Source organism: Rhodococcus sp. DK176 (assembly GCF_038447315.2).
Classification (GTDB): domain Bacteria; phylum Actinomycetota; class Actinomycetes; order Mycobacteriales; family Mycobacteriaceae; genus Rhodococcus_F; species Rhodococcus_F jostii_A.
Map to the genome: position 1 here is coordinate 3,261,786 of NZ_CP118321.2, position 18,236 is coordinate 3,280,021.

General features: G+C 65.6%; 14 protein-coding genes and 2 pseudogenes. 11 read left to right on the forward strand and 5 right to left on the reverse strand.

Annotation, left to right across the window (positions count from 1 at the left end):
- The first annotated feature begins 44 nt into the window (after window positions 1–44).
- The 4 genes and pseudogenes from PSR88_RS15400 to PSR88_RS15415 all read left to right on the forward strand — a co-directional run.
- Window positions 45–1,001, forward strand: a complete 957-nt coding sequence (locus PSR88_RS15400) for a dioxygenase (RefSeq protein WP_011595670.1) — start codon at window positions 45–47, stop codon at window positions 999–1,001.
- Window positions 1,002–1,100: 99 nt separating this feature from the next.
- Window positions 1,101–2,537: a sugar porter family MFS transporter gene (locus PSR88_RS15405; protein WP_011595671.1), complete on the forward strand. Its 1,437-nt coding sequence runs from the start codon at window positions 1,101–1,103 to the stop codon at window positions 2,535–2,537.
- A 37-nt stretch (window positions 2,538–2,574) separates the two neighbouring features.
- Window positions 2,575–2,940, forward strand: coding sequence for a universal stress protein (locus tag PSR88_RS15410; protein ID WP_011595672.1), 366 nt, complete (start codon window positions 2,575–2,577; stop codon window positions 2,938–2,940).
- Window positions 2,941–3,152: 212 nt separating this feature from the next.
- A pseudogene (locus tag PSR88_RS15415) lies at window positions 3,153–3,626 on the forward strand (RNB domain-containing ribonuclease); the annotation flags it as partial.
- Window positions 3,627–3,740: 114 nt separating this feature from the next.
- Here PSR88_RS15415 and PSR88_RS15420 read toward each other — a convergent pair.
- Window positions 3,741–4,030 (reverse strand): annotated as a pseudogene (locus tag PSR88_RS15420) (hypothetical protein); the annotation flags it as partial.
- 21 nt (window positions 4,031–4,051) lie between these two features.
- Here PSR88_RS15420 and PSR88_RS15425 point away from each other — a divergent pair.
- From PSR88_RS15425 to PSR88_RS15450, 6 genes are read left to right on the forward strand one after another with little or no spacing between them, the layout of a single operon-like run.
- Window positions 4,052–5,239 (forward strand): lipid-transfer protein, encoded by a 1,188-nt coding sequence (locus PSR88_RS15425; RefSeq protein ID WP_016882157.1) that lies wholly within the window; start codon window positions 4,052–4,054, stop codon window positions 5,237–5,239.
- A gap of 1 nt (window position 5,240) precedes the next feature.
- Entirely contained in the window at window positions 5,241–5,696 is a 456-nt protein-coding gene (locus PSR88_RS15430) for a MaoC family dehydratase N-terminal domain-containing protein (RefSeq protein ID WP_016882156.1), read from the forward strand.
- Window positions 5,693–6,073, forward strand: a complete 381-nt coding sequence (locus PSR88_RS15435) for a MaoC/PaaZ C-terminal domain-containing protein (protein WP_016882155.1) — start codon at window positions 5,693–5,695, stop codon at window positions 6,071–6,073. The genes PSR88_RS15430 and PSR88_RS15435 overlap by 4 nt, the downstream gene beginning before the upstream one ends.
- A 31-nt stretch (window positions 6,074–6,104) precedes the next feature.
- Window positions 6,105–6,908, forward strand: a complete 804-nt coding sequence (locus tag PSR88_RS15440; RefSeq protein ID WP_016882154.1) for an SDR family NAD(P)-dependent oxidoreductase — start codon at window positions 6,105–6,107, stop codon at window positions 6,906–6,908.
- Window positions 6,909–6,930: 22 nt separating this feature from the next.
- A complete protein-coding gene (locus tag PSR88_RS15445) occupies window positions 6,931–8,478 on the forward strand; it encodes an acyl-CoA synthetase (protein WP_016882153.1) in 1,548 nt (515 codons plus the stop codon).
- A gap of 15 nt (window positions 8,479–8,493) precedes the next feature.
- Complete coding sequence (locus tag PSR88_RS15450; protein WP_016882152.1) at window positions 8,494–9,690, forward strand: TetR/AcrR family transcriptional regulator; 1,197 nt, start codon at window positions 8,494–8,496, stop codon at window positions 9,688–9,690.
- Here PSR88_RS15450 and PSR88_RS15455 read toward each other — a convergent pair whose 3' ends face one another.
- The 3 genes from PSR88_RS15455 to PSR88_RS15465 form a co-directional block, all read right to left on the reverse strand.
- On the reverse strand, window positions 9,691–11,298 hold the full coding sequence (locus PSR88_RS15455; protein ID WP_016882151.1) for an SLC13 family permease: 1,608 nt from the start codon (window positions 11,296–11,298) through the stop codon (window positions 9,691–9,693).
- A 103-nt stretch (window positions 11,299–11,401) separates the two neighbouring features.
- A complete protein-coding gene (locus tag PSR88_RS15460) occupies window positions 11,402–12,292 on the reverse strand; it encodes a universal stress protein (protein ID WP_011595685.1) in 891 nt (296 codons plus the stop codon).
- Window positions 12,289–14,112 (reverse strand): amino acid permease, encoded by a 1,824-nt coding sequence (locus tag PSR88_RS15465; RefSeq protein ID WP_009475761.1) that lies wholly within the window; start codon window positions 14,110–14,112, stop codon window positions 12,289–12,291. The genes PSR88_RS15460 and PSR88_RS15465 overlap by 4 nt, the downstream gene beginning before the upstream one ends.
- A 305-nt stretch (window positions 14,113–14,417) precedes the next feature.
- Here PSR88_RS15465 and PSR88_RS15470 point away from each other — a divergent pair, with 305 nt between their 5' ends.
- On the forward strand, window positions 14,418–14,675 hold the full coding sequence (locus PSR88_RS15470; RefSeq protein WP_029539035.1) for a hypothetical protein: 258 nt from the start codon (window positions 14,418–14,420) through the stop codon (window positions 14,673–14,675).
- A 133-nt stretch (window positions 14,676–14,808) separates the two neighbouring features.
- Here PSR88_RS15470 and PSR88_RS15475 read toward each other — a convergent pair whose 3' ends face one another.
- Complete coding sequence (locus PSR88_RS15475) at window positions 14,809–18,075, reverse strand: protein kinase domain-containing protein (protein WP_016882149.1); 3,267 nt, start codon at window positions 18,073–18,075, stop codon at window positions 14,809–14,811.
- Window positions 18,076–18,236 lie beyond the last annotated feature (161 nt).

Consider the following 18,236-nt stretch of genomic DNA (forward strand, 5'->3'; position numbering starts at 1 on the left):
GTCGCCTGCAGAAACGTATCCGCACCAGACCAGCGAGAGCCTACATGACCGAACACACCTACATGGCCCCCGAAGCAGTACAGCCTCCGGACACCACCGAGTTCACCGAAGCCCAGATCGCCGTCGAAGAATCCCTGACGCGCACCGTGCTTCGCTCGTTCGACGACTGCACCGACCCGAGACTGACGCAACTGATGCAGTCGTTGGTCCGGCACCTGCACGCGTTCATTCGCGACGTCCGCCTGACCGAAGAGGAGTGGAACACCGCGATCTCGTTCCTCACCGAGGTCGGACACATCACCGACGACCGACGTCAAGAGTTCATCCTGCTCTCCGACGTACTCGGGGCGTCGATGCAAACAATCAACGTCAACAACGTCGCTCACGGTGATGCCACCGAAGCAACAGTGTTCGGGCCATTCTTCGTGGACGACGCACCGCTCATCGACAACGGCGGTGACGTCGCCGGAGGCGCCGCCGGTCAACCATGCTGGGTCGAAGGCACCGTCCGCGACACCGACGGCAATCCCGTCCCGAATGCCCGCATCGAGGTGTGGGAGGCCGACGAGGACGGCTTCTACGACGTCCAATACGACGATTCCCGGGTCTCGGGGAGAGCGCATCTGTTCAGCAACGAGGAAGGCCGTTACTGGTTCTGGGCGCTGACCCCCACCCCATATCCGATCCCGCACGACGGGCCCGTCGGCCGCATGTTGGCCGCGACCGGACGCTCTCCCATGCGCGCGTCACACCTGCATTTCATGGTCACCGCCCCAGGTCTGCGCACCCTGGTCACCCACATCTTCGTCCGAGGCGACGAACTACTCCGCCACGACACCGTATTCGGCGTCAAGGAGTCGTTGATCAAAGACTTCGTGGAGCAACCCGCAGGCACGCCGACTCCGGACTGCCGCGACATCGGCGAATCAAACTGGGCCAGAGCTAATTTCGACATCATCCTTGCGCCCGCCGTCGCCGGCAATCACCCCGTCGTCAACTGACCGGAGACGGTGGTGCACCGGCGAGGCAGGCGAGCAGCCGACCCGCACTCGCCGCTCGCGTTCCCCCGCACGCTGCCCTGTTCCCTGAGAGGCCCAGACATGACTCACCCCGCATCGCCACCGTCCACCGTCGCCGCACATCTTCCGCCCAACGAACCAGGACCGCACTCGAAGCGGCTCGGCATGATCGCCGTGGTCGCAACCTTCGGCGGACTGCTGTTCGGATACGACACCGGAGTGGTCAACGGTGCCCTCAAGCCGATGAAGGAAGACCTCGGGCTCACACCCTTCACCGAAGGATTCGTCGTCAGTGCCTTGGTGATCGGTGCAGCGTTCGGCGCATTGATCGGTGGGCGACTCTCGGACAGGTTCGGCCGCCGCAACAACATCTTGATGTTGGCCGGGGTCTTCGCGTTCGGCACGCTCGGATGCGTCTTCTCCCCCACCTGGGAGGTCCTCGGCGCGTTCCGCTTCATCCTCGGCCTCGCCGTCGGCGGCGCCTCGGTCACCGTGCCGGTCTACCTCGCCGAAGTCGCCCCCTTCGAAAAGCGCGGCTCCCTCGTCACGCGCAACGAGGTCATGATCGTCTCGGGTCAGTTCGCTGCCTTCGTGATCAACGCAATCATCTTCAACGTCTGGGGCGAGCACTCCGCGGTGTGGCGGTTCATGCTCCTCATAGCGGTGCTCCCCGCATTCGCACTGTTCATCGGAATGCTTCGCATGCCCGAAAGCCCGCGTTGGCTCAGCTCCCAAGGCCGCGACGACGACGCACTCGCCGTTCTGCATCAAGTCCGTTCACCCAGGCGCGCAGAGGCCGAGATGGCCGAAGTCCACCAGCTCGCCGAAGAGGAAGAAAAGGCGCAGACCGGGGGATGGACCGACCTCGCTGTGCCGTGGATTCGGCGCCTGGTGTTCATCGGCATCGGCCTCGGAATTGTCCAGCAGGTCACCGGCATCAACTCGATCATGTACTACGGCACCCAGCTGCTCGAGGACTCGGGATTCTCCGCAAACGGAGCCATCGTCGCCAACACACTCAACGGCCTGTTCAGCGTCCTCGGCATCACAGTGGGCATCATGCTCATCAACCGCGTCAACCGGCGCACCATGCTCCTCGTCGGATACGGGCTGATCACGACTTTCCACATCCTCATCGGATTGTCGGCTCTGCTCATTCCCGACGGATCCGTGATCAAGCCGTATCTCATTTTGGCGTTCGTGGTCTGTTTCGTGTTCTCCATGCAAGGAACTCTCGGGCCGCTGGCGTGGCTCATGCTCGCGGAAATCTTTCCCCTGAAGATTCGCAGCCTGGCAATGGGAGTGTGTGTCTTCGTATTGTGGATGACCAATGCCGGAGTCGCGTTCGGTTTCCCGCCGGTGGTGGCGTCGCTGGGAATTGCACCGACATTCTTCATTTTCGCCGGTCTCGGGGTCCTGTCGTGGATCTTCATCGTCAGATACGTCCCGGAAACCCGTGGGAAAACCCTCGAAGAATTCGAAGAAGAATACAGCGCCGCATATTCTGCTCGCCGTTGAACCGACAAACCGTCTAACTTGGAAAGGGGCGCCACGCATGGCAATTGTTGTCGCCGTATCGGACAACTCGGAGGGGACAGCAGCTCTGTATGCGGCAATCTCCGAAGCACGCCGGTTCGATACGAACCTCGTCGTCATCAACCTCGCGTTGCATGACCTCGACGTCGCAGAACTACCCACCGATGTGCCTATCGAGGTGATCGAACGTATCGGTCGCGACGATCGCGATCCGGTGCAGGCCGTGTTCGACGAGCTCGCCGCGCACGAGGTGAGCAGGCTCGTCCTGGGCATCAGGCACCGATCACGGGTGGGCAAAGCACTGCTCGGGAGCGTCACGCAACGACTGATTCTCGACTCTCCTGTTCCTGTGCTCGCTGTTCAAGCCGAACATCGACAGCTGTAGGAACAACGCCCGAACCCAGGCGCGCAATGTCAGTTCCACCCTACAAACGACAAACGAACATACGAGCTCGGTAAGCGAGTTCGATTACCGAAATCGAGCCCATCCCATTCACCTGTACCGGTCGGCCGTAACAGCGCAATGGTGTTACGGCGACAGGCCGTTGTGCACCCAGGTGTTTGTCGACGCATTTCTCAGCAATGCGTCGGAAAGGCATGGCGGTCAATCACGCCGAGGTGCCCGGCATTCTCGTCGACCCCACAACATCCGCTGCACCCCAACTGGTAGCGGCGGATGCTGCCGCGCAGGTGTTGCCGACTGCCCGCCGCGAGGCCGTGCCGCTCGCCTTCTACGACCTCACCCGCGGCCGGCGGCCAGCGACGACGGGGCCATCGTGGCGATCGCCGCCAAACTGCGGACCGTCGCCTACGTCATCGCGCAGGAGCTGATGATCGCCACCAACGAGGCGGCGGCACTGGGGTGAGCCGAGCGGGGTTGCCGATCCTGTTCCGCAACCACCGGCCCAAACCGGTCGCGGCAACACCGACGAGCTGATGCACGAGATCGCCTCCGCGGCCGGGGATCCGGGCCTGTTCGCGAAATTGCGTGCGCGACTGCTCTCCACCCTGCGGGCCGAGACCTACGATCCGACGGTGCACGGCCACTATGGGCTCCGGCTGAGCGCTTACCCTCGCCTACGCTGCGTACGAGTTCCGGGAGGCGCTGATTCCGCTGCAGGGCATCACCCCCAACCGCTGCGATGCCACAGCCACCGAGTTGCGGAACAGAGCACTCGTAGCCGACTTCCCGAGGCCTTGCCTCATGAACTGCCAGTTCTCAGGTCTGCGCAGCTTCACCAACTCGTGCAACCTCTCGACATCCTCCTCGTTGGTGAAGAACGCGCCGTGCGAGCAACAGCCGTCGTCGGTCGGCCCGCGATGATCCCCTGGCACGCCGGAGTACGAACACGCACGTCCAATGCGAGAGCAGCCACGTCACGTCCGCGGCGATGAGGTGCTCGGAGTTGTCGGGATCGAGGAACTGTACCCACTCCCGAGGGAAAGTCGAGCCCCACCTCGGGGCTGGGCGCCATTCGATCAGAGAGGAGTCAGATGTGACTCGTAAGGTCCACGTCGCCGGGGTCGGGATGATCCCGTTCACCAAGCCCGGCAAGAGCGAGAACTACAACGTCATGGGTGAGACCGCTGCCCGCGCAGCATTGCGTGATGCCGGCATCGAGTACTCCCTCGTTCAGCAGGCCTACGTGGGGTACGTGTACGGCGACTCCACGGCCGGCCAGGCCGCCCTCTACGGACTCGGGCTGACCGGAATCCCCGTCTTCAACGTCAACAACAACTGCGCCACCGGCTCGTCGGCGCTGTACCTGGCCCGCCAGGCCGTCGCCAGCGGTGCCGTCGAGTGTGCTCTGGCGGTCGGGTTCGAGCAGATGAAACACGGTGCGCTCAAGCGGGTCTGGGACGACCGTCCGGCGCCGATGTTCCGCATGGACGACCTGATGACCGAGCTGCAGGGGTTCGACGACGAGGCCCCGCGCGCGGCCCAGCTGTTCGGCGGCGCGGGCGTTTCCCACATGCAGAAGTACGGCACGAAGCCGGAGACGTTCGCGAAGATCTCGGTCAAGGCCCGCAAGCACGCGGCCAACAACCCCAATGCCGTCTTCCGCGACCTGCTCACGGACGAGCAGGTGCTCGAGTCGCCGCACATCTTCGGCCCCTTGACCAGATACCAGTGCTGCCCACCGACCTGCGGCGCCGCAGCGGCGGTGGTGTGCAGCGAAGAGTTCGCCCGCAAGCACGGGCTGGCGGCGGACGTGGTGATCGAGGCGCAGGCCCTGACGACCGACACCGCCAGCACGTTCGAGGACCGGGACATGATGAAGGTGGTCGGCTACGACATGACCGCAGCGGCCGCCGCCCAGGTGTACGAGGCTGCGGGCATCGGCCCCGAGGACGTACAGGTGGTCGAACTGCACGACTGCTTCTCCGCCAACGAGCTCATCACCTACGAGGGACTGGGTCTGACCCCCGAGGGCACCGCCGAGAAGTTCATCCTCGACGGCGACAACACCTACGGCGGCCGGGTGGTCACCAACCCGTCGGGTGGTCTGCTCTCCAAGGGGCACCCGCTCGGCGCCACCGGACTGGCCCAGTGCGCCGAACTCGTGTGGCAACTCCGCGGCCAGGCGGGGGCGCGCCAGGTGGAGGGCGCGCGGATCGCGTTGCAGCACAACCTGGGACTCGGTGGCGCGTGCGTGGTCAGTATCTTCAAGAAGGTGGGCTGACATGGCACTCGATCCGGCCGTCATCGGCAAGGTGATTCCCGGCCACCAAGTGAACGTCGAGCGTGGGCGTCTGCGTTTTTTCGCGCAGTCCATCGGCGAGACCAACCCGATTTACTTCGACGCCGAGGCCGCCAAGGCGGCCGGGCACCGCGACGTACTGGTGCCGCCGACCTTCTTGTTCTGTCTGGACATGGAGAAGCCGGACCCATTCGCCCTCATCCGCGAACTCGGGATCGACATGCGGTACGTGCTGCACGGCGAGCAGGCGTTCAAGTACCACTCGCCGGCCTACGCCGGCGACACGCTGGCCTACAACGGCACGGTTGCCGACGTGTACTCGAAGAAGAACTGCGCGTTGGACTTCCTCGTCCGGACGGTCGACGTCACCCGTGACGGCGAGCCGATCGCCCGCCTCACCAACACCCTCATCGTCCGAAACCCGAAGGCGCAACGATGAAAACAGGCGACTCTCTCCCCGAATTGCAACTTGCCGACATCAGCCGCACCACGCTGGCGCTCTATGCGGGCGCCTCCGGCGACCACAATCCGATGCACATCGATCTCGACGTCGCGCGCTCCGGCGGCATGGACGACGTGTTCGCCCACGGCATGCTGTCGATGGCATACCTAGGTCGACTGCTCACCAATTACGTTCCACAGGAACAAATCTGCTCTTACAGCGTACGATTCGCCGCCATCACCCCGCTGCACGCGAAGCCGACCTGCAGCGGAACCGTGACCAAGGTCGAGGACGGCCTGGCACATCTGGACCTCACCGTCACCCTGGCCGACGGAACGGTCACCCTCCGCGGCGACGCCGTCGTCGCCGCCTGACCTGCACCGCACCACCGAAAGGACACCCGCTATGGGCAAGCTCGACAACAGGACAGCCATCGTCAGCGGATCGGGCCGCGGCATCGGCCGTGCCATCGCCATGAAGTTCGCGGCCGAGGGCGCGAGTGTCGTGGTCAACGACCTCGACCCGGGGCCGGCCAAGGAGACGGTCGAGGAGATCGTCGCGGCCGGCGGTAAGGCCGTCGCCTGCATCGGCTCCGTCACCGAGGAAGGCTTCGCGGACCGCTTCGTCGCCACCGCCGTCGACACCTTCGGCGGCCTCGACATCATCGTCAACAACGCCGGCTTCACCTGGGACAATGTCATCCAGAAGATGACCGACGAGCAGTGGGACACCATCCTCGACCTGCATCTGAAGGCTCCCTTCCGGATCCTGCGCGCGGCACAGCCGTACATCAAGGCGAACCCGACCGACCATCACCGCAAGGTCGTCAACATCTCGTCCAACGCCGGTGTGGTCGGCAACGCCGGCCAGTCGAATTACGCGGCGGCCAAGGCGGGCATCATCGGATTGACCAAGACCCTCGCCCGAGAGTGGGGCCGCTACAACGTCAACGTCAACGCAGTTGCCTACGGCCTGATCAACACCCGTCTGACGGAGGTGTCCGCCGACGGCAACTCCACCATCGACGTCGGGGGCCGGGAGATCAAGGTCGGCGTCAACCCGCAGCTGCTCGCCGCAGCCGAGCGGTCCATCCCGCTGGGCCGGGCAGGCCGTCCCGACGAGGCAGCCGGCGCAGTGTTCGCCCTGTGCCTGCCCGAGACCGACTACGTCAGCGGCCAGTGCCTGGTCTGCGACGGCGGCAGCCGCTAACTATCCCGACAGGAGTGGTCCCATGTACTTGACTCAGTCACTGCATCGCGCGGTGCAGCAACGCCCGAACCAGCTCATGACCGTGTGCGGGGACCGCGTCCACACCAGCGCCGAGACCGGAGACAGGGTCGCCCGTCTCGCGGGCGCTCTGCTCGGTCTCGGTCTGGGGGTCGGCGACCGCGTCGGCATGCTGTCGCTCAATTCCGACCGGTACCACGAGTACTTCTTCGCCACCTGGTGGATAGGCGGCGTGGTCAACCCGCTCAACACCCGCTGGAGCGCCGCCGAGATCGCGTTCGCCCTCGAAGACTCACAGACGACGGTACTGCTGGTCGACGACACCTTCGTACCGCTGCTGGACGAGATGCGCACACTCTTCCCGTCGCTGCGAGCAGTGGTGCACTGCGGCGACCGACCGACACCGGACGGGCTTCTCGGTTACGAAGACCTGATCGCCACCACCGAAGCCGTAGAGGACCTGCGCATGGGCGGGGACACACTGGCAGGGATCTTCTACACCGGTGGCACCAGCGGCCGGCCCAAGGGCGTCATGCTCACCCACGCCAACCTGATGACCGCGAGCCTCGGCTCGCTGGCCGCCAACCGCACCGCCGTCGCGGGCGGCCGCGCGCTGGTCTCGGCACCGATGTTCCACCTCGCTGCACTGGCCAGCTGGAATGGCCAGAACATCGCAGGCGGCATCCTGGTGACGTTGCCGTCGTTCGAACCGGCCGCGGCTCTTCGACTGATCGAGGAGCAGCGGATCAACTCGATGCTGTTGGTACCGACCATGATCCAGATGCTGCTGCGTCACCCCGACCGCGAGATCCGGGACCTGTCCAGCATCACCGGGATTCAGTACGGCGCGTCCCCGATCTCCGAGACCCTGCTGCGCGAGGCCCAGCGGACCTTCCCGAGAGCCGATTTCGTGCAGGGCTACGGGATGACCGAGGCTGGCCCCGGACTCACGTCGCTCAGCGCCGACGACCACCACGCGGCCACCCGGCTCAATTCGGCCGGCCGGCCGATGGGTCACGTCGAGGTACGGGTGGTCGACGACGGAGGCGTCGAACTCCCCCGCGGCGAGGTCGGCGAGATCATCGCCCGCGGCGGCAACATCATGGCCGGCTACTGGAATCGGCCGGAGGAGACCGCCACGGCGCTGCGCGACGGCTGGCTGTACACCGGCGACGGCGGCTACATGGACGAGGACGGTTACCTCTTCGTCGTGGATCGGCTCAAGGACATGATCATCTCCGGCGGAGAGAACGTGTATTCGACCGAGGTCGAGAATGCCCTCGCCTCCCACCCCGATGTCGTGCACTGCGCGGTGATCGGTGTTCCCGACGATCGGTTCGGCGAGCGCGTGCACGCGTTCCTGGTGATGAAACCCGGAACGTCACTGACCTGCGAGGACGTGCGCGCACACACCAAGAGACTGATCGCTGGATACAAGGCCCCACGGAGCGTCACGATCGTGGAACAGATGCCGGTCTCCCCGGCTGGCAAGATACTCAAGAGAGAACTCCGCCGGCAGTTCTCCGACCTGGCTGACCGCCCCGCGAACTGACACCCCGAGGCTGCAATGACGATCGACACATCGGACGACACACCTGCTGTCGAGCCGACCGCCAAGAAGACGCGGCGGCCGCGCAACCGAAAAGCGCAGATCATCACTGTGGCCCGGGAGCAGTTCGGGCGACGCGGCTATCACGGCGTGAACATGGAGGACATCGCTTCCGCGGTGGGCATCACCGCGGGAGCGCTGTACCGCCATTTCCCGAACAAGCAGGACCTCCTTGCTCAGGCGATACTCGACGCCGCCTCGTCGCTCACCGCCACGCTCGACGACATCGATCCCGAGGACTCGGCCTCGAACTTTCTGGCCATGTTCCGCTACTGCCTCGACAACGACTTCCGCGCCGTCCTGTTCGACCAGGAATCCCGCAACCTCGTCCCCGATCGGCGTGCCGAGGTGCAGACGGCCGTCCGGTCCGTCGTGGCACGCATCGCCGACGCCCTCCGCGCCGAACGCCCCGACCTCACCGCGGCGGACGCCGACATGCTGGCCTGGGCCATGTCGAGCGTCGCCCTTAGTCCCGCCCGGCACCGAACGACTCTGCCACGCAAACGCTTGGAAAGCCTGCTGCTGGAGCTGTTCGACAGGCTGCGGGACGCACCGATCCTGCACACCGAGGAGATACCCGCCGAGGAGGCGCACGTCTCCGGCTTCGCTCACGCCTCCCGTCGAGAAACCCTGTTGACCGCCGCAATCTCCCTGTTCCGGCAGCGCGGCTACCAGTCGGTGACGATGGACGACATCGGCGCTGCGGCGGGAATGGCGAGTTCGAGCATCTACACCTACTTCGGCAGCAAGGTCGAGGTGCTCCAGGCGATCCTTTCCCGTGGCAACGAGACCCTGCGGATGGGGTTGGTCCGGGCACTTGCCGGGGCGCAATCCCGCGAAGACGCCCTCACTCGGGTGGTGCACTCGTACGCCACTGCGGTGGCGGCACCCGACAGTGCCATCGGCATCCTCATCGAGGAGTCGACCAATCTTCCCGAAGAGGCACAGTCGCAGAGCCGCACGGGACAACGCGAGTACATCGACGAGTGGGTGCATCTGCTCGGCACCGACACCCACGAGACCCGGACCACGGTGCTCGCCGCGATCGACCTGATCAACGGCCTTTTCCGGTTGCGGCACCTGCGGGCCCGACCGCAGCACCAGGACGAGATCGAGGACCTCGCACTTCGGGTACTGGGAGTCCGCACCGACTGATCATCCACCGCCGAGGCCGACCACTCCGATCATCAAGGGCAGGAAGACGATGATCAGAATTGCGCCGACGATGTCGAAGGTGATTCCGCTTCGGATCATGGTGGTGATCCGGACTGCTCCGGAGCCGTAGACCACGGCGTTCTGCGGCGTCGAGACCGGCAGCATGAAGCCGAACGATGCGGCGAACGTGGCGGCGAGTGCAGGCACGAAGGGGTTGACCCCGGCCGCCAACGCCACCGGGATCACGATCGGCACCACGACCGCCGCCGACGCCGTGTTGCTCGTCGTCTCCGATACGGCGATGGCCAGCAGCACCGCGAAGACGGTGATGGCGACGACGCTCGTCAGGCCCAGCGAGTCCGCGACGGAGGTGCCGATCGTCTCGGCGAGTCCGGTGTCGGCGAGCAGTGCGCCGAAGATGATGCCGCTGCCGAACAGCACGATCGTGCCCCAGTCGATCTTCGCTGCGTCCCGCCAGGTCAGCGTGAACTCGCGATTCTCCCAATCGGTCGGCAGAAGGTAGAGCAACGCCGCCCCGAAGACCGCGACCATGCCCTCGTCGAGTCGGTCGCTGATCGTGCCGTAGAGGTCCGAGTCGTTGCCGGCGATCACCGCGACGACACCGGGCAGAATCCACAGCGTCACCGTCACGCCGAACGCGATGAGCGTGTTCTTCTCGGCACGCGACAGCGGACCCATTTCTGCGCGCTGCTCCGCCAGGTAATCGGCGACGCCTTCGATCCGCCGGATCTCCGGCTTGTTGAGGCGCAGCAGGATGATGGCGAGCGCGATGAACATCAGCAGGCAGATCGGGATGGCCATCACCATCCACTGCCCGAAGCTGATCCGCTCCCCCGTGGCCTCCTCGATGAGCCCGCGTCCGATGAGGTTGGGTGGGCTCCCGACCGGTGTCAGCAGGCCGCCCACGCTTGCGCTGTACGCGAGCATCAGCATGATCGCGGCACCCACCCGGAGACGCAACGGGTCGAAGTCCTCTGCGACGACGCCGCGACGCTGCATGAGTTTTGCGACGACGCCGAGGATGCCCAGGGCGGTGGGCAGCAGCATGGCCACGGTCGCGGTGTTGGATACGAACGCCGAGAGCCCGCACGTGATCGCGCCGAACGCGACGATCACGCCGGTGGTGGACTGGCCGACACGCGGCAGGGTCAGGATCCGAAACGCGAACCGCCGTGCGACGCCGTGTTTGAGCATCGCCTGAGCGAGGATGAACGCTCCGATGAACGTGAAGATCGTCGACGACCCGAACGCGGCGAGGACCTCGTCGGCCGGTGCCACGCCCAGAAACACCACGACCGCCACCCCGAGCAGCCCGCCGATCGGGATCGGCACCGCCTCGGTCACCCACAGCACGATGACGCCGAGCAGCACGCCGGCCAACGTCTGCTGGTTGGGCGGTATGTCGATCGGTAGGGCGAGGAACGCGATCGTGATCAGTGGCGCGAGAAAGAGCCCGATCGTGCGGCGGCCCTTCTCGAATCGCTCCTCGGCGGGTGAGAGATGCTGTTCGCCGAGGCTGCGATAGGTGGTGTGCCCTAGCAACGCCTTGTCGACATCGGTGCGGTCGCCCCGGTTCTCGGCTGTCATGGTCCCTCCCCTGCGACACGGATTGGTACGAAAGTAATACCCGCCAACGAACGTCCTAGTCGTTGCAACGGCATGTTTTCTCCCAGGCGGGCACGAACGACGCCTAGGCCGTCACCTTGTTTCTGGGAACGATCAGTACGGGCACCGGAGCGTGACGCAGAATCTTCGAGGCGGCCGAGCCGAGGAATACGTGGGCCGCGGGTCCGGCTGCGCCCGACCCCAGCGCCAGCATGTCGCCGGCTTCCCAGGAGACGGCCTCCACCGCTTCGCGCCAGTCGTGGCCGCTGCCGACCACGACGTCCACGTCGGGAACCGGAATTCGTGCGCGAACTGCGTTGAGCTGCTTGATGATATCGGCGCGCGTCCGGCGTGCCCATTGTTGGACGACGAGGTCCTCCGTCGATCGCTCGATCGCGCCGCCGAACATCGTCATCGGCCGCACCGTGAACGACACGATCCGCAATTGCACCGGCCACTGCCTGGCCAGCTCGGCGGTGGCAGCAACGAGACCGTTGACATCGGCCTCGCCTCCATACGCGACGGTGATCCGGCGGATCGACTCCGGCACCGGCGGGTAGCCGCGCGGAGCGATCGCGACGGGCACCGCCGCGGTATGGACCAGCCGTTCGGTGACGCTGCCCAGCGTCACCCTGCCCAGCAACCCGGACGACGACGACCCGACAACGACGAGACGCGCGTCGTGGTCGGCGACGAGTTCGATCAAACCTGTTGGAATGGAATCGGATTGGTAGACGAGGCGGGGAATGTCCATGCCCCCGGGCAGCTGGCCGACCACCCGGTCCAGTGCGTGCGAAGCCTGCTCGGTGACGTAGCCCAGGTATTCGCGTTCGATGGGGTCGTCTTTCGCAGGCCACGGCCGTTCCACGATCGCCGCGGCCACAACCTTGTCACCGGTCCAGCGTGATATCTGCACCGCCAGGTTGAGGGGCGCGGTCCCCTGACGGCTCGAGCTGAAGCCGGCGATGATCGTCATCGGGGGGATCCCTCTGCGGCGACCGGGGTGACGACGACGTGCGTCACCGGCACGCTGTGCTCGGCGCGTGCGCGGTCCACGACGTCGAAGCGGTGCCACACCGACTCTTCGGGTGGCAGTGTCGAGATGACGATCTGATCCGGACGGAACGAGTCGACGGCGGCGGCCAGGGCCCGCAGCGGCCGGTAGTCGCCCAACTCGCCGTCGGCTTCGAGGTTCTCCGCGCGCAGTGTCGCCAGCGTGTCGTCCAACCGCCGCTGTGCGACCTCTCGGGTCGCTTCCGCGACGTCGAGTGGACCGTGGGTGGCGGCAGTTCCGGTCTCGATCGGGCTGGCAGGCACGACCACGAAGTAGGTGGCATCCCGATCAGCGTCGATGCGACGAAGCTCGTCGAGCATTTCCTTGGACTGGACCGTCTGGTTCGCCAGCACCAGTACACGGTGCGGACGTGTCGTCGCCGCGACCCCTTCCACGACGGGCCGCCGGCCCACGAACCACTTGTTGGCGAGGAACAGCACGATGACGACGGCCCACGACAACAAGCTCAGCACCAGTTGCGACCGCACATCCTCTTGCAGATACATCTGCACCAGGATCGCCACGATCGCGGCCGCGGTGATGATCGACAACACCGGGAACAGCCACATCTTGACCCGTAGCTCCGAGTCCTTGGTGCGGTACCGAAGGACGATCTGGGAGACGGCGATGAGCAGGTAGACGAACAGGATGACCGCACCGCTGGAGTTCAGCAGGAAGACGAAGACCGTGTCCGGTGAGACTGCCGCGGCGATGACGCACAGAAAACCGACGACCGACGACGCGAGTATCGCGATGGCAGGCACCCCTCGACGGGTCACCCTGACCAGCTGTGCGGGTGCCTCCCGGCGCGCAGCGAGCACGAACAACATGCGGGAGGCGGTGTACATGCCCGAGTTGAGACAGCTCAACACCGCCGTCAACACCACGGCGTTCATGATGTGGTCGGCGTACGGGATCCCCATTTCGGTGAACGCGGCGACGAACGGGGACGCGGCCGCATCCTCGTCGTTCCACGGCAGGATCGTCGCCAGCAGGAACGTGGAGCCGACGAAGAACACGGCGATCCGCACGATCACCGAGTTGGCGGCCTTGGTCACCGCCCGCTCCGGGTCCGCCGATTCCGCGGCCGCGATCGTCGCGATTTCGGCGCCGACCATGGAGAAGATCACCGTGACCACACCGACGGTGATGGCCATGGCGCCGAACGGCAGGAACCCGTCATGGCTCCACAGGTTCGAGAAGTCGAGCGATTTGTTCGGCCACACCCCGAGAACGAACAGTGTGCCCAGCCCGATGAACACGACGATCGCGGCCACCTTGATCCCGGCGAACCAGAATTCGAACTCGCCGAACGACGACACCGAGAACAAATTCGTCGCGGTCATCAGAATCATCAGAACCAACGCCGACAACCACAGCGGGATGTCGATCCAATACTGGATGATCGTCGCGCCGGCGATCGCCTCGAAACCGACGACGATCACCCAGAAATACCAGTACAACCAGCCGACGGAGAAGCCGGCCCAGTTACCCAACGCGGCTCGGGCATAATCGGCGAACGATCCGGTCGACGGGTTGGCCACCGCCATCTCGGCCAGCATCCGCATGACCATGATGATCAGGACCCCAGCAAGCGCATAGGTGATGAAGGCCCCCGGCCCGGTGTCACCGATGACGACGCCCGAGCCGACGAACAGGCCTGCGCCGATCACCCCGCCGATCGCAATCATCGTCAGCTGCCGCTGGCTCAGCGCCTTCTTCAAAGTGGGTGTTGCACTCATTGCATCCCTCCGAACCTCGACGCACCGGCTACTCGCTCTCTTGGCGAGACCGGCTGTCGGATTCCGTACTCGGCTGGGCACGCGACTAGAGGGAATGAGCCGCAGGGCTTGAATCTCAATCGTAAGCCGTATCGTCCTTCCACCGAGCGAGATCGGGCAGTTGGATCCGGTGCGCGCTGCGCGTGAGTGCACCGGAACTTTCCGCCCCAGGCAGGCGACAGCGCCCTCAGAAGTGCGCACAATAGAAGGGCGCAAACGGCGCGCCGCTCACGAACGAGGTGGAGCAGCCGCAGAAGGAGTTCACGATGAATTCGAAGAAGACCGTGGCGGCAGCCGTGATCGCCGGTGCGCTGGGCTTCGGCGCACTGGGACTCGGCACCGGCACGGCGAATGCTGATCCAAAGCCACCGCCGATTCCCGGTCTCTCGGTACCCGACGTGGTTCCACCGCCCGGACAGCTGGGACAGCTGCCGTTCATCCCACCGCCGGGCCAGTTGGGACAGCTTCCGTTCGTGCCGCCACCCGGCCACTGGGACAAGCCGTGGAAATGGCTTCCTCGGTGACTCCCTACGGGAGCTGGTGACCACCAGCTCCCGTAGCGCTATCGGCAAGGCGGCCATCGTCGTTGCCTGAGCCCACTCGAACCTTTTTCGAGCGGCAATCGGACGGCGCTGAATATCCTGCTGTCTCGTGTGGCTAATCGTGCGCCCGCTCCACGACCCAGGCGGCGACTTGCGTTCGGGAGGTGAAGCCCAGTTTGGCCAGGATGTGCTCGACGTGCCCTTGTGCGGTGCGGGGTGAGATCACCAGGCGGTCGGCGATGGCCTGATTGGTCAGGCCTCCGGCGGTCAGGTCGGCGACTTGGCGTTCCCTCTTGGTCAGTCGCGTCGACGCGTCGGCGGTGGGTGTGGAGGTGGCGGACGGTTGCTCGTGGAGGGCGTAGGCGATTGCCGCGTCGAAGCCGAGTTGTTCACCCTTGCGGTGTGCCGCTCCGAATGCTTTGTCCCCGACTTCCTTCCGGGCCTTCTCCGCATATTCCTGTTGGTAGCGAATCAGATTGGAATGGATGATCGCCGTACTGCCGATCGACCGCGCCAGCCCGTCCGCGGCTCCCATCAGCACTGCGGCCCGGAGCGCATCGCGACCTTCGAAGCTGATCCAGGCCAGCGCCTCGAGGCAGCCTGCAGCGACGCGGGGGCTGCTCACCTGCTTGGTCAGCTTCAGTGATTGTTCGATGAGCTGCACCGAACGACGTGCATCAACCTGCTTCCACACCGCAATTCCCAAGGCCCACAGCGAATGCGATCGATACATCGTCTCGCCGTACGCTTCCGTGATCGCGAGCGCACGTTCGTGGCATTCGATCGCCTGGTCCGTCCGGCCGGACAGTCCATGGGCCAGACCTAACGGGTACAGGACGGCTACTTGGAGCATGTGATCTCCGCGTTCGGTGAACTCGGCGAGCGCGATCTCCAGTTTCGAGCACGCTCGTGCGAGATCACCGCTGTAGAGGGCCAGCATGCCGTCGGCGCAGTCGACGTAGGCCCGCAGTAGGGGGTCACTCGTGTGCGCGGTGAGAGTCCGCGCCTCCTCGACGAGCGCTGTCGCGGCCTGGAGGTCGCCTTGAGCGAAGGCCATTACGGTGTGGCTGTAGAGCCCCTTGATCGAATCCAAAGTGGGCGGTCCGCTCTGGCGGGCGAGCAGCTGGTCGTACCACCGTCGCCCCTCGTTGTAGAGGCCCTGGGAGCTCCAGAACAGGAACAGTGCCACGGCGATGCGCAGGCCGGCGGCGGGGTCGTCGTCGACGCTGAATTCGAGGGCCTCCCGCAGATTCGTGTGTTCCCGTTTCAGCCGGGCGATCCAGTCGAGTTGGCGGGCACTGATCCACTCGGCCTCCGCATCCAGCGCCAACGCCTCGTACCAATCCCGGTGCCGGCGACGCAACGCCACAGCCTCACCGGTCTGCTCGAGCTTCTCGTAACCGTATTCACGGAGCGTCTCGAGCATCCGAAACCGCACCACCGCCCCGTGCTCCTCCCGGATCAGAATCGACTTCTCCACCAAGGACGTCAGCGTGTCCAACAGTTCGTCCGGGTCGAGGACCTCGCCGCACACCTGCTCCGCCGCATCGAGTTCGACGCTTCCCGCGAACACCGCCACCCGCCCCCACACCAGTTGCTCACCGGCGGTGCACAACTCGAAACTCCAGTCGATACACAACCGCAGCGTCTGTTGCCGCGTCGGCGCACCCCGGCTGCCGCGGGTCAGCAGGGCATAGCGGTCGGTCAGCCGTCCCAGGATCTGCTCGGGTGACATCGCCCGCAACCGCGCCGCCGCCAATTCGATCGGCAACGGCAACCCGTCGAGCCGGTGGCAGATCCCCGCCACGGTCGCCGCGTTTTCCTCGGTGAGCGCGAACCCGGGAACCGCGGCAGCGGCGCGTTCGGCGAACAACGTCACCGCATCGTATTTGGGCAACCCCCGCAAGGAGGTCCGCCGCCCGGGATCCGGGACGGCCAGCGGCGGGACCCGCAGCACTGCTTCCCCGCCGATGCCGAGGGGTTCACGGCTGGTGGCCAGAATCCGCAACCGTGGGCACACCCGCAGCAGGGGGCCGGCGAGTTCGGCGACCGCGTCCTCCATGTGTTCACAGTTGTCGAGAACCAACAACACCTCCCGCGGGGCGAGGAACTCGATCAGCACCTCCCGCAACGGCCGCGGCGAGTGGTCCCGCACCCCCACGGCGGCGGCCACCGCGCCGACCAGCGACGACCCGTCGCGCAGTTCACCCAACTCCACCAGGCGCACACCGTCGGAGTACTCGCGCTGCACCGCCGACGCGATCCGCATCGCCAGCCGCGTCTTGCCGACACCGCCGATCCCGGTCAACGTCACCAGCCGCGACCCGGCCAGCAGGTTCTTCGCCTCGGTGAGCTCGTGCCGACGGCCGACAAAGCTGGTCAATTCCAGAGGGAGACTGCCCGTCACACCCAGCGTGGAGTGCGCCGTCGAACCTCGTCCACCGCGCGAGGTCGGTTGCTCCCCGTTCCCCCGCGCATCGGCCTCCGCACGAAGTGCCATCTCGTCGACCGGAAAGCCGTGGGCGCGTTGCAGACCTCGCAGCTGTTCCCCGAAGTCGGCGGCGGTAGCCGGTCGCTGACCGGGTACGCGGGACATCGCGTGGGCGATCACCGCGGACACGTCGTCCGGGAGCCCCCGCTCGCGCAGGTCGGGCACCTCCTGTGTGGTGATCCGCAGGAACTGGGCGACAACCTGCTCACCGCTGCGGCGTTCGAACGCGGCATGGCCGGTAAAGGCACTGAACAAGGTGGCGCCGAGCCCGTAGACATCGGCTGCCGGACTGGGCGGTTCACCCCCGAGCACCTCCGGCGCGGTATACGCCGGCGACCCGGTCACCGCACCGGTGGCGGTCTCGAAGCCGCCGCTGATGTGCGCGATACCGAAATCCGCCAACTCCGGCTCGCCGTACTCGGAAAGCAGGATGTTCGCGGGTTTGACGTCCCGATGCAGGATGCCGAGCCGGTGCGCCGACTCCACCGCTCCGGCCATCTTCACCCCCAACCGAAGAACCTGATCCAACGGGAGTGGACCGCCCTCGCGGACTCTGGCCTCCAGCGAATTCTGCGGGTGATACGGCATGACGATGTAGGGAAGTCCGCGGTCGGTGGCACCGACCTGCAGAATGTTGACGATGTTCGGGTGCCCGGTCAGCCGCCCCATCGCCCGCTGTTCCCGGAAGAATCGGGCCCGGTTCTCGTCGTCGAGTTCGACGGTGAGGACCTTCACCGCGACCGTGCGCTCCAGGTCCTCCTGGGTGCAGCGGTAGACCACGCCGAAACCACCGCGGCCGATCTCCTGAACGTCAGCGAAACCGGATCCACCGAGTTCGGCGGCCGGGGACGGCGGGTACCGCTGCGTGTCGAGCGGATCACCTTCACCCATCGGAACGGTCTACTCACTCCGTCGGCTCGTGGTTCCGCGCACTGGTTCCGACGGCACGACCAGCGCGGATACAACCGTGGATTTACCTCTCGATGGCGTCCTCTCGAGGATATCGCTGACGGTGATCGGTGCGGGCGATCCTGGCCGCTGCCGGTGTGAGC

Excerpts from the sequence above, each read along its gene's own strand:
- PSR88_RS15400 (WP_011595670.1), top strand. The coding sequence starts at position 45 with ATGACCGAACACACCTACATGGCCCCCGAAGCAGTACAGCCTCCGGAC.
- PSR88_RS15405 (WP_011595671.1), top strand. The coding sequence starts at position 1,101 with ATGACTCACCCCGCATCGCCACCGTCCACCGTCGCCGCACATCTTCCG.
- PSR88_RS15410 (WP_011595672.1), top strand. The coding sequence starts at position 2,575 with ATGGCAATTGTTGTCGCCGTATCGGACAACTCGGAGGGGACAGCAGCT.
- PSR88_RS15430 (WP_016882156.1), top strand. The coding sequence starts at position 5,241 with ATGGCACTCGATCCGGCCGTCATCGGCAAGGTGATTCCCGGCCACCAA.
- PSR88_RS15435 (WP_016882155.1), top strand. The coding sequence starts at position 5,693 with ATGAAAACAGGCGACTCTCTCCCCGAATTGCAACTTGCCGACATCAGC.
- PSR88_RS15440 (WP_016882154.1), top strand. The coding sequence starts at position 6,105 with ATGGGCAAGCTCGACAACAGGACAGCCATCGTCAGCGGATCGGGCCGC.
- PSR88_RS15445 (WP_016882153.1), top strand. The coding sequence starts at position 6,931 with ATGTACTTGACTCAGTCACTGCATCGCGCGGTGCAGCAACGCCCGAAC.
- PSR88_RS15450 (WP_016882152.1), top strand. The coding sequence starts at position 8,494 with ATGACGATCGACACATCGGACGACACACCTGCTGTCGAGCCGACCGCC.
- PSR88_RS15455 (WP_016882151.1), bottom strand. The coding sequence starts at position 11,298 with ATGACAGCCGAGAACCGGGGCGACCGCACCGATGTCGACAAGGCGTTG.
- PSR88_RS15460 (WP_011595685.1), bottom strand. The coding sequence starts at position 12,292 with ATGACGATCATCGCCGGCTTCAGCTCGAGCCGTCAGGGGACCGCGCCC.
- PSR88_RS15465 (WP_009475761.1), bottom strand. The coding sequence starts at position 14,112 with ATGAGTGCAACACCCACTTTGAAGAAGGCGCTGAGCCAGCGGCAGCTG.
- PSR88_RS15470 (WP_029539035.1), top strand. The coding sequence starts at position 14,418 with ATGAATTCGAAGAAGACCGTGGCGGCAGCCGTGATCGCCGGTGCGCTG.
- PSR88_RS15475 (WP_016882149.1), bottom strand. The coding sequence starts at position 18,075 with ATGGGTGAAGGTGATCCGCTCGACACGCAGCGGTACCCGCCGTCCCCG.